Annotated in this window: 12 protein-coding genes; 9 read left to right on the plus strand and 3 right to left on the minus strand. The window is 63.1% G+C overall.

The features are described 5' to 3' along the window. The first annotated feature begins 115 nt into the window (after positions 1 to 115). The 3 genes from bamJ to BLR80_RS02120 are packed head-to-tail and all read left to right on the plus strand — an operon-like array spanning position 116 to position 2889. Positions 116 to 880, plus strand: coding sequence for a BamJ family beta-barrel-assembly machinery protein (gene bamJ, locus BLR80_RS02110; RefSeq protein ID WP_171906276.1), 765 nt, complete (start codon positions 116 to 118; stop codon positions 878 to 880). Between the two features lie 49 nt (positions 881 to 929). After that, positions 930 to 2060, plus strand: coding sequence for an HD family phosphohydrolase (locus tag BLR80_RS02115; protein ID WP_171906277.1), 1131 nt, complete (start codon positions 930 to 932; stop codon positions 2058 to 2060). Next, positions 2035 to 2889, plus strand: coding sequence for an HD domain-containing protein (locus tag BLR80_RS02120; protein WP_092075772.1), 855 nt, complete (start codon positions 2035 to 2037; stop codon positions 2887 to 2889). The genes BLR80_RS02115 and BLR80_RS02120 overlap by 26 nt, the downstream gene beginning before the upstream one ends. A gap of 72 nt (positions 2890 to 2961) precedes the next feature. On the opposite strand, the gene BLR80_RS02125 is transcribed toward BLR80_RS02120, so the two are convergent. From BLR80_RS02125 to BLR80_RS02135, 3 genes are all read right to left on the minus strand, one after another. Beyond that, positions 2962 to 5073 (minus strand): adenylate/guanylate cyclase domain-containing protein, encoded by a 2112-nt coding sequence (locus BLR80_RS02125; RefSeq protein WP_092075774.1) that lies wholly within the window; start codon positions 5071 to 5073, stop codon positions 2962 to 2964. Between the two features lie 18 nt (positions 5074 to 5091). Then, positions 5092 to 6081 (minus strand): hypothetical protein, encoded by a 990-nt coding sequence (locus BLR80_RS02130; protein WP_092075776.1) that lies wholly within the window; start codon positions 6079 to 6081, stop codon positions 5092 to 5094. Positions 6082 to 6328: 247 nt separating this feature from the next. Continuing rightward, a complete protein-coding gene (locus tag BLR80_RS02135) occupies positions 6329 to 6607 on the minus strand; it encodes a cytochrome c3 family protein (RefSeq protein ID WP_092075778.1) in 279 nt (92 codons plus the stop codon). Positions 6608 to 6831: 224 nt separating this feature from the next. Here BLR80_RS02135 and mgtE point away from each other — a divergent pair, with 224 nt between their 5' ends. The 6 genes from mgtE (at position 6832) to BLR80_RS02165 (ending at position 15702) form a co-directional block, all read left to right on the plus strand. Continuing rightward, positions 6832 to 8193, plus strand: coding sequence for a magnesium transporter (gene mgtE, locus BLR80_RS02140; RefSeq protein ID WP_092075780.1), 1362 nt, complete (start codon positions 6832 to 6834; stop codon positions 8191 to 8193). Between the two features lie 30 nt (positions 8194 to 8223). After that, on the plus strand, positions 8224 to 9012 hold the full coding sequence (recO, locus tag BLR80_RS02145) for a DNA repair protein RecO (protein ID WP_092075782.1): 789 nt from the start codon (positions 8224 to 8226) through the stop codon (positions 9010 to 9012). A 127-nt stretch (positions 9013 to 9139) separates the two neighbouring features. After that, positions 9140 to 10012 (plus strand): glycine--tRNA ligase subunit alpha, encoded by an 873-nt coding sequence (gene glyQ / locus BLR80_RS02150; RefSeq protein WP_092075784.1) that lies wholly within the window; start codon positions 9140 to 9142, stop codon positions 10010 to 10012. 73 nt (positions 10013 to 10085) lie between these two features. Beyond that, positions 10086 to 12152: a glycine--tRNA ligase subunit beta gene (gene glyS, locus BLR80_RS02155; RefSeq protein ID WP_092075786.1), complete on the plus strand. Its 2067-nt coding sequence runs from the start codon at positions 10086 to 10088 to the stop codon at positions 12150 to 12152. Positions 12153 to 12214: 62 nt separating this feature from the next. Further along, the gene (gene ppdK / locus BLR80_RS02160) at positions 12215 to 14881 is read left to right on the plus strand and encodes a pyruvate, phosphate dikinase (RefSeq protein ID WP_092075788.1); all 2667 of its coding nucleotides are present in this window, start codon (positions 12215 to 12217) and stop codon (positions 14879 to 14881) included. A 179-nt stretch (positions 14882 to 15060) separates the two neighbouring features. Next, entirely contained in the window at positions 15061 to 15702 is a 642-nt protein-coding gene (locus BLR80_RS02165) for a class I SAM-dependent methyltransferase (RefSeq protein ID WP_092075790.1), read from the plus strand. The last annotated feature ends 7 nt before the right edge of the window (positions 15703 to 15709 follow it).

Consider the following 15709-nt stretch of genomic DNA (forward strand, 5'->3'; position numbering starts at 1 on the left):
GATGTTTTGGCTTTTTGTTGGCAATTTTATACTACAACTTGTAAGTTGAAGGGTATTTTTCTCGGCTTCGGCGGGGATGCCGGGGCTCCTCTCTTTCCTGCAGAAAGGTTTTTTTATGCGCAAAAGGATCAAGGTCGGTGTGGTACTGGCAGGTCTGACCCTGGCCGGACTGACAGCCTGTCAGCAAAATGAGGACAAGGCGGCCGCCGCGCCGGCGAGCCAGCCGGAAACACTGCAGCAGAAGATCAGTTACGCCGTGGGCCTGGATATTGGCACCAATTTCCGCCAGAGCGGCTTCGAGCTCGATGGTCCGATGTTGCTGCTGGGTTTTGAGGATGCGCGCCAGAAATCCGATCCGCGCCTGACCGAAGAAGAAATGAACGACGCCATTCGGACCTTCCAGCAGCAGATGGTGGCCCAGTTCGAGGAGCGCCAGAAGGCCCTGGCCCAGGAACAGACCGACAAGTCGAAGGCCTTCCTGGCCGAACATCGCCAAAAGCCCGGTGTCCAGGAAACCGCCAGTGGTTTGCAGTATCTGGTTGAGCGCGACGGCGAGGGCCGTCAGCCCGGCGCGACGGATCAGGTGAAGGTGCATTACAGTGGCCGCACCATTGACGGGACCGAGTTCGACAGTTCCTACCAGCGGGGCGAGCCGGTCACCTTTCCTCTGGACGCGGTGATTCCCGGCTGGAGTGAAGCGTTGCAGCTGATGCGTGAAGGCGCCAAATGGCAACTGGTGCTGCCGGCCGAGCTGGCCTATGGCGAAGAAGGTCGCGGCGAGATCATTCCGCCCAATGCCGCCCTGATCTTCGATGTCGAACTGCTCGAAGTGCTGGGAGAGGACGCGGATGCGCCGGCGTCGCAGGACAGCCCGAACTAAGGCCGCGACGGCGGCCCGCGCGGCCGCCGCTTTCAGACAGGTGCAGGAAATGGCGCTGTTGCTGAACAGCCAGCGCCATTTCGATGATCTGTTCAGGGCGGTTATCCAATCGGTGTCGCGCATCCTGCAGGTCGATCGCACCAGCCTGTTCGTGTTTGACGAAGAACGCCAGCAGCTCTGGACTCAGGTGGCCGAGGGCGTCTCCGGCGTGATCCGCCTGAGTCTGCAGCGGGGCCTGGCGGGTCGTTGTGCCCGCGAGCAGCGGCCGCTGCTGGTGGCCGACGCCCAGCGCCACCCCGATTTCGACGCCAGCTGGGATCGCAAGCACGGTTATCGCAGTCGCAACATCCTGTGCTATCCGCTGTTCAACCGCCAGCAAGAGCTCAAGGGCGTGCTGCAGATGATCAATCGGCGGGGTGGCGCCTTTACGCCGGAGGATCTTGAACTGGCAGCGGTCTGTGCCGCCCAGGTCGGCGTGGCGCTGGAAAACCGTCAGCTGTTCGAGGAACTGCGGCAGGGGTTTGAAAGTTTCATCCGCGCCCTCACCGCCACCATCGATGCCAAGCATCCCCTCACCGCGGGTCATTCCCACCGGGTGACCGAATATGCCCTGCTGCTCGGCCGCAGTCTGCAACTGGACGCGCAGACCCTCGATACACTGCAGTACGCCGCGTTGCTGCACGATGTCGGTAAGATTGCCGTGCCCGACCGGGTGCTGACCAAGGACGGCCGTTTCGATACCGATGAACAGCGACTGATGCAGGGCCATTCCGCCTGGAGTGGTCGCATTCTTGAGCAGATGCGGCTGCCGCGCCATCTGCGCCAGCTGCCGTTTATTGCTGCCAGCCACCACGAACGGATGGACGGCAGCGGTTATCCGGCCGGGCTGGATGCGACCGCCATTCCGCCGTTGGCCCGGATAATCGCCATAGCTGATGTGTTCGACGCCCTGACCTCAAGGCGCGACTACCCCAAATATGCCGAGGATGGGCTGACCAGCCTGGGGTATGCGCCGCTGGCGCTGGAGCGCGCCTTTACGGTGATTGCGCAGGGGCGTGGCAGCCATTTCGATGCTGCTTTGGTGGATGTTTTTCTGGCCCGGCGGCCAGAGCTGGAGGCCCTGTGGCATCAGTTGCACGCGAGCGAGGCCAGGGATGAAGCGGGTACTGCCGGCTGTTGAGAGTGTCCGCCCGGACTCGGACGGGATGGCGGAACTGGTGGCGTTGTTGCAGCAGCAGTTTGCGGCCGTCGCTGGCGCCCTGGTGCCGCTTTGTGATCAGGTCGCGCAGCTGTACCGCCACGGTTCCGGGCGGTGGCAACCCTGCCGGGCGCCCTACCATGATCTTGGTCATGCCGTCGCCGTCAGTCTGCTGGCCCTGCGGCTGTTGGCCGGTTGGCAGCAACTGCGTTGTCAGGCCGCTTCAGCAATGGCCGTTCGAGGTCTGCTGGCGGCTGCTCTGCTGCATGATAGTGGCTATCTGCTGCGTCACAGCGAGACGGGCCGGGGCGGTCAGCACACCTTTGACCATGTGGTGCGCGGCCAGCGCCTGGCGGCGCATCTGCTGGCCGAACAGGGCTGGGAGCGGGAAGCCATCACCCTGGTGCGGCAGCTGATTGGCGCCACCGAGTTCGCCGGCGCCCGGCCCGAGGTGCAACTGGCGGAGCCCTTCCGGGTGCTGCCGGATTTGCTGACCAGTGCCGACCTGCTGGCCCAGGTAACGGCGCCCGACTACCCCGAGCGGCTGACGGACCTTTACGCCGAGTTCAGCGAAGCCTATCTTGCCCACGGCCGTGTGACTCTGCGGCAACAGGGCTATTTCCTGTTCGACGATCTGACGGCGCTGCAGCGCGGTTCCGCCGCCTTTGTGCGGCAGCGTGTTTTGCCACAGCTGGCCGCGCTGGGCCTGGCCGAGCCCTGTCTGCGGGCCTTCTACGGTCGTGCCGACCATCCCTACGCCTGTCAGCTGCAGACCAATCTGCAACGGTTGGATGCCCTGGCCGGCCGCTGATCCGCGTTCTTGTTCTCTCGCGTCTCTCCGAATTTCGTTCTGGCCTGTTTGCGACCCCATCCTCATCCATCCTCATTTGTGCTGGAAGTGGCTCAGACCATCCCAGTCCGCCGCTGGTGGCCGCTGTTCACACTCGGCCACACGCTGCAGGTACAGCCGGCTGGGACCGTCGAGCGGCGCCAGGGCCAGGGCCTGTTCGAATTCCGCTCGTGCCCTGGCCCAGTCGCGTTGGCGCCAGGCCGTTCCCCCACTGGCGAAGTGCTGCAGCATCTGGCGTTGCGCCGGGCTGATCGAACGCTCCTCGCCGACCAGCTCGTACAGATCAATCGGGTGCTGCTTGCCCTTGACTGTCACCCGGTCGAGCAGGCGCAGGCAGAATTCATGATCTGGCAGTCTGGCGGCCGTGGCGCCACTGAGCAGGATGCGGGTGCCGTAGACGCGGTTGAGTCCCTCCAGCCTTGAGGCCAGATTGACGGTGTCGCCGATGACGGTGTAGTCCATGAAGCTATCGCAACCCAGGTTGCCAATGGTGACCTCGCCGCTGTTGATGCCGATGGCCAGATCAAGACGGTCGGCGCCGGCCAGCGGTTCCTGCCGCAGGGTCTCCAGCCGCTGCAGCAGCGCCAGGGCGGCGCGGGCTGCCTGGGCCGGATGCTGTGGGCTGGGCAGCGGTGCGCCAAAAAAGGCCAGGATGGCATCGCCGATGAGCTTGTCGAGGGTGCCCTGCTGGCGCAGCAGCTCCGGTAGCATGCAGCTGAAATAACGGTTGAGCAGTTCGGCGGTCTGACGCGCGTCGAGTTCCTCGGCCAGGCGGGTGAAGTCGCGCAAGTCAGCGAAAAAAATGGTCAGCTCGGCGCGCTGGCCGCGCAGGTCGGCGGTCAGCTCGCCACGCAGCAGCCGTTCGACGATGCTGGTCGAAACATAGCGGCCGAAGACCTGGGTGATCCACTGGCTGCGTTGCTTTTCATGGTTTTTCTGCAACAGATGACCGGCGACGAACTGACCGACGAGGAGCAGCAGGGCCGCCGGCAGCGGCAGCCAGTAGCCAGCCAGGAAGGCCCCCTGGCTGCCTCCGGCGAACAGAATCAGCAACAATGCCAACAGCGGGGCGGCTGGCAGAGGCAGGCTGCGGCGATAGAACAGCAGCTGGCCGGCCAGGCCGCACAGCAGCAGCAGGGCCAGGCGGGCGGCGGGACCGGCCGGCTGCAGAAAACGGCCGGCCAGCAGGGTTTCGATGGCCTGGGCATGACAGGCCAGGCCGGTTTCGCGCTGTTCCTGAACGTCAGCGACAACGCGGGCGAACAAGCGCTCGAAGGGCTGCCGCTGGGAGCGGTAGCGGGTGAAGGGCGTGCTGAACAGATCCTTGTCACTGGCCAGGCGGCTGCCGATCAGCACAATACGGCCGGCGACCTGCTGTGGATCGAAGCGGCCGTTAACCACGTCGGCGTAACTCAGCCGGGGGAATGATGCCTCGCCACCGAGAAAATGAATCCACAGCTCCGGGTAGGGCAGGCGCAGGCGCTGCTGGTCGTCGGCGCCGAGCAGGAAGTGGTCGGTCGGACTGAAGTCGAACTGGTACGCAAGGTTGAGATAGGTGCGGGTCAGTTCGAGGGCAAAGGCGGGGGTCAGTGACAGACTGCCGTCGGCCAGCGGCTCGGCGGCGAGAAAGCGGATGCGGCGCAGGCTGCCATCGCGGTCGAGGGGCAGGTCGATGAACCCGTCCCCCAGCATGGCGTCGCTGAACGGCGCAATGGCCTCCAGGCTGCCGACGCCGGGGACGGCGGCCACCCGCGCCACGACCACATTGCCAGCCTGCTCCATAGCTGTTGCCAGCTCGACATCGTCCTCTGGCTGCTGGGCCGGCCGGGTGAGCAGCAGGTCGAGACCGATGATCTCGGCGCCGGCGGCATTGAGTTGCTGCAGGGCGGCGGCCAGCTGCCGGCGTGACCAGTAGCCCTGGGCCCGGCCCAGCTCACCGGCGCTGGCCTCGTCCATGTAGACCAGCACCACCCGGCCCGATGCCGTGCTGGCGCCGCGCAGTTGCACCTGCAGGTCGTAGGTTAGCAGGTCGAGCCAGTGGAAAGCGCCCAGGCTGGCGGCCAGGGCCACAGCCAGCAGCAGGGCCAGACCGCAGAGAGCCGCATTGCGGCGATAGCGTCGTTCGAGCGCGGCTGCGTCGCCCATGAGTGGCAGGGCGAGCGACTAGAAACGCAGCGGCTGGGGCTGGCTGCGCCGGCCCTCGATGCCGCCGATGGGAGCGGCGGTGACAATGATGACGCGGCACTGGCGCAGCAGTTCATTGTGGGCATCCTCGGTCTGCAGACGCTGGGCGTCGCTGGCGCTGATGACCAGGTTGGTGCGGGTCAGGCCGGTGGCCTGCTCGGCCCTTGCCACCACATAGCGGCCACGTTTGCTGCGCGGCTCGGCGGCCCAGGCGGTAGCGACTGGGCTGAGCTGTTGCCACCAGGCGGAATCGTCCCATTGTGCCATCAGCTGACCAAGATCGGCAGTGCTGTGAACATAGCGCGCCATGCCGCGCTGCTGCAGGGCGTCCTGGTAGACACGGTTGACATCGTAGAGTATCCGGCCGTCACGACTGGCGATCTTGGGGAACAGGCCGGGTTGTACCGCCTGACTGCCGCTCAGGTTGCGGGCGTCGATCACCAGCCAGGGCGCGTCAGCCTGCTCGCTGCGTCCCTGGCTGGGCGTTGGCAGAGGAAACTTCTGCCATTCCAGCGGCTTGCCGCGCAGGTAGGTTAGCAGTTGGGCCGTCAGCCCCTCGATGCCGTGCAGTGGTGTCACCAGCGTGACCTCGGCATAGGGCCGGCTGCTGTTGAGAACCAGCTGGCGCTGATGTTCCTGGTAGCGCAGGAAGGCCTTGAGCTGGACGGTGAAGGTGCCGCCGAGCCGTTCCAGGGTGCGGCGGTCGTCCAGCCGCAGGCCGGCGGCCTGTTTGACAATGTTGGCGGCGGCCACCAGCTGGGCGGCGCCGAGGGCCTTGGTCTTGGCCTGGCCATTGTTGTCAAGGTAGGCGCGGCCGGTGCCGTAGATCAGGCCGGCATCCCAGTCGATCCAGCCGTAGGCACTGCGTTCGATGTGGGGGCTGAACGGTTCAGCCGTTACCGGCCGGGGCAGACACAGGGCGACAAACAACAGCAGAACAGGCAACAGAGGGGATAGGCGGATGTTCATGACGAACCTCGCGAAAAACGGCTGGCCGGCGCTGCGCGACGCTGCCGGCAACGCTGCTGGAGGGGCGAGGGCACCGGTGTGGTGCCTTCTCAGGATACCGGCGGACCGATCGGCACCTTGGCGGCAGCATACCACAGGAGAGGTCACTGTGGAGGCTGGCCGGGAGGATGGCCTAAAAAAAAGCGACCTCCCCACAAGGGAAGGTCGCTTGGCTTGGGCTTCGCCCGCAGGCGAGATCAGGCCGGAATTATTTCTTGTGGCAATCGCCACATTTGGTCGGGCCGCCCATTTTGGTGTGGCAGTCTTTGCACAGGGTCTTGTGTGCGGTGTCTTTGGTCACTTCGATCTTGGCGGGAGCGGCGTCGCCGTGGCAAGCGGCGTTGTTACAGCCACCGGCATAGCCTTCGTGAGCCTTGTGGTTGAAGGTGACGTTGCCGTTTTTGCACTCGTAGGTGACGACATCGCCAGCCAGAGCAGCGGTAGCGGCAAAGGCAACCAGCATCAGGGCAACCAGCAGTTTTTTCATGTCTCTTCCTCCTTGGAAATAGAAATGGTGTGCGATGTACAGGAATCGCGCCACGAAGATAGGGAAAATCCGTCGAGGGGTCAAGGGCTTTTTCCGGTTGCCGGGGGCGTCGCGGGTTGGGGGCTTTTTTCGCCGGGCGGTTGCGCCACGCGCCAAAGCCTGCTACACCTACACGGTTTTGGGCGTGGACCGGTCTGCGCCTGTGTCATGGAAAGAGAGGGGCGATGGATCAGAAAATTCAGATGCTGCTGGCGACGGTCAGGAAGCTGATTCGGCGCAGTGCCCTGCCGAATCTGGCCAATCTGCTGAAGAAAACCCACCCGGCGGATATTGCTCATCTGTTTCGTTATCTCGATATTAACGAGCAGCGCACCCTGTTCCATCTGATTGACGACAGCGATGTGGCGGCCGAGGTGTTATCGGAAATCGAGCACAGCTCCAGCGCCCAGTTGCTGGCCCAGATCGACAAGGACACCATCGTCGAGGTGCTGCAGGCCATGCCCTACGATGACTCCGTCGATATCATCCAGAACATGCCGGAGGAACTGGCCGAGGAAATCCTCAGCAGCATGCACGATGACGAGTCGGAGGAGATCGAACAGCTGATGCTCTACCGCGAGGACAGTGCCGGCGGCATCATGTCGACGGAGTTTTTCTGCCTCAATCAGGATCTGAGCGTGCAGCAGGCCATTGCCGCCCTGCAGGAGGCCGAGGATGCCGAGATGGTGTTCTATGTCTATGTGGTGGATGACGAACGCCATCTGATTGGCGTGCTGTCGCTGCGGCAGTTGCTGACGGTGCCGCCCCAGCGCCTGTTGCGCGACATTGTCGATACCGAAGGACTGATCAGTGTGCGGGTTGATACCGATCAGGAGGAGGTCGCCCAACTGGTGGCCAAATACAATATTCTGGCCATTCCGGTTGTCGACGACCAGAACCATCTGCTCGGGATCGTGACCGTCGATGACGTGATCGACGTCATGCGCCAGGAGGCGACGGAGGATTTCTACAAGATGGCCGGTGCCAGCGAGGAGGAGCTGCTTTACGGCTTCAAGTCGTTCAAGATCGCCCGTCTGCGGCTGCCCTGGCTGATCACCAACCTGTTTGGCGGTGTGATCACCGGCTATCTGATGTGGCTGTTCCGCATGACGCTGGAGCAGATCATCGCCCTGGTGTCCTTCGTGCCGGTCATCACCGGCATGGGCGGCAACGTCGGCGGCCAGTCGGCCACCATCGTGGTGCGCGGCTTCGCCACCGGCCGAATCGATTTTTCCACCCTGCGCAAGGTGTTCTTCAAGGAGTTGCGGGTGGGGATCATCATGGGGCTGGTTTGCGGCCTGGTGGTTGGACTGGTGGCGGTGCTGTGGCATGGCAACATTTATCTTGGTCTGGTGGTGGCGGTGGCCATGGCCACCGCCATGACGGTGGCCGCCACCACCGGCGTACTGGCGCCGACCTTCTTCAAGCGGATCGGTGTCGATCCGGCCATCGCGTCGAGCCCCTTTGTTCAGACCGCCAACGATATCACCGGCATTCTGATCTATTTCAGCACCGCCACCCTCTTTCTCGACAAGCTCAGCAGCTAGGCCTTTGGCCGTTCGCAGTGCTCCGATTGCATGTTTTACGAAGCCAGTGAGGCTCTGGTGCTGCGCACCACCGATTATGGCGAATCCGACCGGGTGGTCCAGCTGCTGACAGCCGTCAATGGCCTGTGCAGCGGGTTCGCGCCCGGGGCGCGCAACAGCCGGCGGCGCTTCGGCCCGGCACTGCAGCCCCTCAGCCATGTCCGCATCTACTGGCAGCGCAGCCGGCCCGGTCATCTGCGCCAGCTTAAACAGGCCGATCTGCTGGTCTCGCCGCGCCGGCTGTTGCCGCGCTTGCAGGCTTGGGCCCTGGGGGTTTATGGCTGCGAGCTGGTGCTGAACCTGTTTGCCGAGGAAGACCCGCAGCCCGCCCTGTTTGAATTGATGCTGGCCTATGGCGATGCCCTGGCTGACGGGACACAGCTGGCCGAGGCGCGCCTGCTGTTCGAGCTGCGCCTGCTGGCTCTGGCGGGATTGTTGCCCCATCTGGGGCACTGCGCCCAGTGCGGCACCCTGGCCGGCGGGCCGCAGCGGGTGTTCGACAGCCGTCGTGGTGGCGCCCTTTGCCTGGCCTGCGCCAGCGGAATCGAGCCTTTGCGGGTGGCGGCCCTGTCTCTTGGCAGTCTGGCCCGCTTGACCCGCCTCGACCTGTGCCGCTTCGCCGGGGTGCGGCTCAGTGGCGCGACCCTGCGCGAGGGCCACGCGGTGCTCGGTCAGGTGCTGGGGCAGGTATTGCCCCGGTCGATGAAAACCCCGCCCTTCATTGATCTGTTTGCCGCCTGCGACCGGCGCGGCGATTTGCACCTTGACAGTTCAGGGTAAACGGGCTAGTTAATCAGGCTTTACAGTCCTGCTGCGCTGCTGTCCGAAAGCGCTCCAGCAGCTGTTTCCCGTCCCTGTCCCATCCGTGCGAACCACAGACCGCATGACGTCTATCCGGAGGTTTACCGTGACATTTCAGGATCTGATTCTGTCCCTGCAGAATTACTGGGCGCGTCAGGGCTGCGTCATCCAGCAGCCGTACGACATGGAAAAGGGCGCCGGCACCTTCAATCCGGCCACCTTTCTGCGTTCGCTGGGACCGGAGCCCTGGAATGTGGCCTATGTCGAACCCTCGCGTCGACCGGCCGACGGCCGCTACGGCGAAAACCCCAACCGGTTGCAGCATTACTACCAGTTTCAGGTCATCCTCAAGCCCGCTCCCCTCAACATTCAGGACCTCTACCTCGATTCGTTGCGCAGTTTCGGGATCGATCCGGCCTGTCACGACATCCGTTTTGTCGAGGACGACTGGGAATCGCCGACCCTCGGCGCCTGGGGGCTGGGCTGGGAGGTCTGGCTGGACGGCATGGAGATCACCCAGTTTACCTATTTCCAGCAGGTCGGCGGTATCGATCTGAAGCCGATCCCCGGCGAGATTACCTACGGCTGCGAGCGCATCGCCATGTATCTGCAGGGAGTCGACAATGTCTACGACCTGGAGTGGGTCGACGGCATCCGTTACGGCGACATCCATCACCAGACCGAGGTCGAGTTTTCCGCCTACAACTTCGAGCACGCCGATACCGCTATGCTGTTCAGCCTGTTCGATATGTACGAAAAGGAATGCATTCGCCTCAATGACAAGGCGCTGGTGTTCCCGGCCTATGATTTCGTCATGAAGGCGTCCCACGCCTTTAATCTGCTGGATGCCCGCGGGGCTATTTCCGTCACCGAGCGCGCCCACTACATCGCCCGGGTGCGCAACCTGGCACGGCTGTGCGCCGAGGGCTATGTCGCCCAGCGCGAGCGGCTGGGCTTCCCGCTGCTCAAGCAGGCCTGATTCGTTCAATCGCATCCGCGCGGCCGTGCTCCTTCACGGCCCGCTTCGTTTTTGGAGATGGAGTCGACCCACGATGGCCAAAGAACTGTTTCTTGAAATCGGCACCGAAGAAATTCCGGCAGGCTTTCTGCCGACCGCGTTGCGGGATCTCGACAGCATGATCCGGCGCGAATTTGACAGCGCCCGCATCGCCTACGGGGCGGTGCAGACCTTTGCCACGCCGCGCCGGCTGGTGCTGGTGGTCAGCGATGTGGCCGAGCAGCAGCAGCGCCAGCAGGTGGAGATCGCTGGTCCGTCGGTCCAGGTGGCTTTCGATGCCGAGGGTCAGCCGACCCGCGCCGCTCTGGGCTTCGCCCGTTCCAATGGCGTTGAAGTGGCCGATCTTGAGCAGCGCCAGACCGACAAAGGCACCTATCTGTTCCTCTCCCGGGTGATCGAGGGCCAGCCGGTGGCCGATCAGCTGCCGGAAATGCTGCAGCGGCTGGTAACGGGACTGAGCTTCCGCAAGTCGATGCGCTGGGCCGATCTCGATGTCCGTTTTGCCCGCCCGGTGCACTGGCTGGTGGCCCTGTTCGGCGGTGAACTGGTTCCCGTCCGGTTTGGCAACCTGGCCAGCGGCCGCACCTCGCGGGGCCATCGCTTCATGGCGCCCGCGGCCTTCGAGGTTGCTGATTTTAATGATTATCTGACCAAGACGCGCGAGCACTTCGTGATTGTCGATGCCGCCGAGCGCAAACGCATCATTGCCGATGAAATCGCCCGCGTGGCCCGCGAGCATGGTGGTGCCCTCAATGTCGATGAGCAACTGCTCGATGAGGTGGCCTATCTGGTGGAATATCCCACCCCGCTGTGTGGCAGCTTCGACGAGGCTTTTCTGCAACTGCCCGACGAACTGCTGATTACCAGCATGAAGGCGCATCAGCGCTATTTCACCCTGACCGATCCCCAGGGCCGCCTGCTGCCGAAATTCATCACCATTTCCAACACCAGGCCGGTCGACCCGGCAGTGGTGGTGCGGGGCAACGAACGCGTGTTGCGGGCGCGCCTGTCCGATGCCATGTTTTTCTGGAAGGAAGACCAGAAGCACAAGCTGGAAAGTCGCCTCGACGCCCTTAAAAATGTGGTTTATCAGGCGCAGCTGGGCACCAGTTATGAGAAGGTCGAACGCTTCACCGCCCTGGCCGAGACGTTGGCGCAGCAGCTCAAGCCGGCCGATGTCGAATTGACGCGCCGGGCCGCGCGGCTGGCCAAGTGCGACCTGGAAACCGGCATGGTCTACGAGTTCCCCGAACTGCAGGGGGTGATGGGGCGCGAATACGCCCGGCTGGAGGGGGAAAATCCGCGCGTGGCGTTGGCCATCTATGAGCATTATCTGCCGGTGCAGGCCGGTGGTGCCCTGCCGACGGATGATATTGGCGCCTTCGTCTCGCTGGCCGACAAGCTTGACACCCTTTGTGGCTGCTTTGGTGTCGGCCTGATTCCCACCGGCACGGCCGATCCCTATGCCCTGCGGCGCAGCGCCATCGGTATTCTCAATATCATTCTTGACCGGGGTTATGTCCTGTCGCTGCCGACCTGTGTGGCACAGGCTGTCGCTGCCCTTGAGCCCAAACTGACCCGCCCGGCGGGCCAGGTACAGGACGAGGTGGTGACCTTCCTGCGCCAGCGTCTGCTCAACATGCTGACGGCGCAGGAGTTTCCGGCCGACGTGGTCGAGGCGGTGCTGGCCGTGCGTTTTGACGATGTCTGCGATGCCCGTCGCCGGGTGCAGGCCCTGGCCGACTTCAAACAGCAGGACGGTTTTGCCGCCCTGGCCGCCACCTTCAAGCGCGCCGGCAATATCATCAAGGGCCACAGCGCTGGCCCGGTCGATCCGGCCCGTTGTGAGCAACCCTGCGAAGCCGCCTTGCTGGCGGCTCTGGAGCAGGTCGAGCAGGCGCTGGTGACGGATCTGCAGGTGGCCGACTATGCCGCGGCCCTGCAACGGATCGCCGGTCTGCGGCCGGCGGTCGACGCCTTTTTCGATGGTGTCATGGTCATGGTCGAAGATACGGCGGTGAAAGACAACCGCTTGGCACTGCTTACTCGCGTTTCCAGTCTGTTCAGTGGCTTGGCAGACTTCTCGCGTCTGACGGCCTGACCTGACAATCGGGCCTGCGGCGCTACAAAACCGACGCAATTCTTTTTCGAGGAGGACATCCGATGGCAGTGAAGTACGTGTACTTCTTTGGTGGCGGCACGGCGGAAGGCTCTGGCGCAATGAAAAACCTGCTGGGCGGCAAGGGCGCCAATCTGGCTGAAATGACGGCCATTGGCCTGCCGGTGCCGGCCGGGTTTACCATCACCACCGAGGTATGCACCGAATTTTACAAAAACAACCGTCAGTATCCGGCCGGGCTCAAGGAGCAGGTGGAAGAAAAACTCCGGCAAGTCGAGGCGCTGATGGACAAGAAATTCGGCGATCCGGCCTGCCCTTTGCTGGTGTCGGTGCGTTCCGGTGCCCGCGCTTCCATGCCCGGCATGATGGATACGGTGCTCAACCTGGGCCTCAACGATCAGACGGTTCAGGGCATCATCCGCCAGAGCGGCGACGAGCGCTTTGCCTACGATTCCTATCGTCGTTTCATCCAGATGTACTCCAACGTGGTCAAGGGTCTTGATGGTGATGTGCTGGAGGATTTGCTGGAACAGATGAAGGAGCACCGCGGCGTGGAGGAGGATACCGCTCTGACCGCCGCCGACCTGAAGGAACTGGTGACCCTGTTCAAAAACCGCTACCGCGAGGAACTCGGCGAAGCCTTCCCGGAAGATCCGCAGGAACAGCTGTGGGGCGCCATTGGTGCCGTATTCGGTTCCTGGATGAATCCACGGGCCATCACCTATCGCAAGCTCAACAATATCCCGGCTGACTGGGGCACCGCTGTCAACGTGCAGTCCATGGTGTTTGGCAACATGGGCAACGACTGCGCCACCGGTGTCGCCTTCACCCGCAATCCCTCCACTGGCGAAAACCTGTTCTTTGGCGAGTTTCTGGTCAATGCCCAGGGCGAGGACGTGGTGGCCGGCATCCGTACGCCGCAGCCCATCAACAAGGCCGGCGGCGACGGCAGCCTGCCGTCGATGGAAGAGGTGATGCCGCAAAGCTACACCCAGCTGATGGAGATTCAGCAGAAGCTGGAGAAGCATTACCGCGATATGCAGGATATCGAGTTCACCATCGAAAAGGGCCGCCTGTTCATGCTGCAAACGCGCAATGGCAAACGCACGGCCCGCGCGGCAGTGAAGATTGCTGTCGACATGGTGCACGAGGGCCTGATCAGCGAGCAGGAAGCGGTGTTGCGTATCGCACCGGAGCAGCTTGATCAGCTGTTGCATCCGTCCCTTGATCCCAAGGCACCCAAGCAGATCATCGCCAAGGGCTTGCCCGCTTCGCCGGGCGCTGCCTCGGGTGAGGTGGTGTTCTGCGCCGATGAGGCCGAACAGGCCAAGGCCCAGGGTCGCAAGGTGATCCTGGTGCGGATCGAAACCAGCCCCGAAGACATCCACGGCATGCATGCTGCCCAGGGCATTCTGACCGCTCGTGGCGGTATGACTTCCCACGCGGCGGTGGTCGCTCGTGGCATGGGCAAGTGCTGCGTCTCCGGTTGCGGCGACATCAAGATCAGCTACGACAAGCAGCAGTTCACCGACAAGAGTGGCAAGGTTTATAACAAGGGCGACATCATCACCCTCGACGGCTCCAGTGGCGAGGTCATGGCCGGTCTGGTGCCGACGGTACAGCCGGAGCTCACCGGTGATTTCTCCGAACTGATGACTTGGGTCGATGGTCTCCGGCGGCTGAAGGTGCGCACCAATGCCGATACGCCGGCCGATGCGGCGGTGGCACGGCAGTTTGGCGCCGAAGGCATCGGCCTGTGCCGTACCGAGCACATGTTTTTTGATGCCGACCGCATCATGGCCGTGCGCGAAATGATTCTGGCCGAGGATCTGGAAGGGCGCCTGGCGGCGCTGAACAAGATCATGCCGATGCAGAAAGGCGATTTTCTGGGGCTGTTCCGCGAGATGAAGGGGCTGCCGGTTACCATTCGTCTGCTCGATCCGCCGCTGCACGAGTTTTTGCCCCACGGCGACAAGGAATTGCAGGAACTGGCCGCCGTCATGGGCGTGGCCGTCGATCGACTCAAACACAAGGTCGAGTTCCTGCATGAGTTCAACCCGATGCTCGGCCATCGCGGCTGCCGTCTCGGCGTTACCTATCCCGAGGTTTACGACATGCAGGTGCGTGCCATCATGGAAGCGGCCTGCGAACTGGTCAAGAACGAGGGTTATGACATCGTGCCGGAGATCATGATTCCGCTGATCGCCGAGGTCAAGGAGTTGGAAATTCTGCGCGCCAACGCCGTGCGGGTGGCCGATGAGGTCATTGCCCAGTACGGCGTGAAGGTCAGTTATCTGGTCGGCACCATGATCGAACTGCCGCGTGCCGCCCTGACCGCCGACCGCATTGCCGAGCAGGCCGAGTTCTTTTCCTTCGGCACCAATGACCTGACCCAGACCACCTATGGTCTGTCGCGCGACGACGCCGGCAAGTTTCTGCCGCTGTATGTCGAGCGCGAAATCTTCCCGCAGGACCCCTTTGTTGCCCTGGATCAAAGCGGTGTTGGTCAGCTGGTGCGCATGGGCTGCGAGAAGGGGCGTCAGACCCGGCCGAACATCAAGCTGGGCATCTGCGGCGAACACGGTGGCGAGGCTTCCAGCGTGATCTTCTGCCATAACATCGGCCTTGATTATGTGTCCTGCTCACCCTACCGGGTGCCCATCGCCCGGCTGGCGGCGGCTCACGCCGTACTGCTGGAGCAGCAGGTCTGATCGGCGAGATCACTTTTCGCGAACCTGGTAATGTCAAACGCCTCCACTGCCCGCGTCCGGGTGGTGGAGGCGTTTTTTGTCGGTGCAAGGCCGCTCCTGTTGTGCGTTGGCGGGGCTGTGGTATATAACAGCGGTTGTCTCTTTTGTGCCGCGTCAGCCTAGCCGAGTCCGGTCTTCTGATGAAATTCCTGCTTTGTCCCCTGTGCCACAGCGACGATAACCAGCTCTACTGTCGCGATGTGCGGCGCGATTATCTGCATTGCCGCTGTTGTGATCTGGTGTTTGTGCCGCCGGCTGACCAGCTTTCGCCGGTGGCGGAAAAAGCGCAGTATGATCTGCATTGCAACGACCCGGCTGACGAGCGCTATCGCGCCTTTCTCGGCCGGCTGTTCGAGCCCCTGCGGCTACTGTTGCCGGCCACTGCCTGCGGTCTTGACTATGGCAGCGGGCCGGGGCCGACCCTCAGCAGCATGCTGGCCGAGTGCGGCCATGCTATGGCGCTGTACGATCCCTTCTACGCCCCCGACCCGACGGTGCTGCGGCGAACCTACGATTTCATCACCTGCACCGAGGTGGCCGAGCATTTCCGCCAGCCGCTGGAAGAGTTCGAGCGCCTCTGGTCGCTGTTGCGGCCGGGCGGCATTCTTGGTCTGATGACCCGGCTGCGCGAGGCGGGCCAGGATTTCGCCGGCTGGTACTATAAAAAAGATCCGACCCACATCTGTTTTTATTCCCGCACCAGTTTTGCCTGGCTGGCGCGCCAGTTCGGCGCCCGCCTGGAATTGCATGGCGCCGATGTCATTCTGCTGCACCGGCCCTAAAAAGGAG

It is taken from the genome of Desulfuromonas thiophila, assembly GCF_900101955.1.
GTDB classification, from domain to species: Bacteria; Desulfobacterota; Desulfuromonadia; order Desulfuromonadales; family Desulfuromonadaceae; genus Pseudodesulfuromonas; species Pseudodesulfuromonas thiophila.

Excerpts from the sequence above, each read along its gene's own strand:
- bamJ (WP_171906276.1), top strand. The coding sequence starts at position 116 with ATGCGCAAAAGGATCAAGGTCGGTGTGGTACTGGCAGGTCTGACCCTG.
- BLR80_RS02120 (WP_092075772.1), top strand. The coding sequence starts at position 2,035 with ATGAAGCGGGTACTGCCGGCTGTTGAGAGTGTCCGCCCGGACTCGGAC.
- BLR80_RS02130 (WP_092075776.1), bottom strand. The coding sequence starts at position 6,081 with ATGAACATCCGCCTATCCCCTCTGTTGCCTGTTCTGCTGTTGTTTGTC.
- mgtE (WP_092075780.1), top strand. The coding sequence starts at position 6,832 with ATGGATCAGAAAATTCAGATGCTGCTGGCGACGGTCAGGAAGCTGATT.
- BLR80_RS02115 (WP_171906277.1), top strand. The coding sequence starts at position 930 with ATGGCGCTGTTGCTGAACAGCCAGCGCCATTTCGATGATCTGTTCAGG.
- glyS (WP_092075786.1), top strand. The coding sequence starts at position 10,086 with ATGGCCAAAGAACTGTTTCTTGAAATCGGCACCGAAGAAATTCCGGCA.
- ppdK (WP_092075788.1), top strand. The coding sequence starts at position 12,215 with ATGGCAGTGAAGTACGTGTACTTCTTTGGTGGCGGCACGGCGGAAGGC.
- BLR80_RS02135 (WP_092075778.1), bottom strand. The coding sequence starts at position 6,607 with ATGAAAAAACTGCTGGTTGCCCTGATGCTGGTTGCCTTTGCCGCTACC.
- BLR80_RS02165 (WP_092075790.1), top strand. The coding sequence starts at position 15,061 with ATGAAATTCCTGCTTTGTCCCCTGTGCCACAGCGACGATAACCAGCTC.
- recO (WP_092075782.1), top strand. The coding sequence starts at position 8,224 with ATGTTTTACGAAGCCAGTGAGGCTCTGGTGCTGCGCACCACCGATTAT.
- BLR80_RS02125 (WP_092075774.1), bottom strand. The coding sequence starts at position 5,073 with ATGGGCGACGCAGCCGCGCTCGAACGACGCTATCGCCGCAATGCGGCT.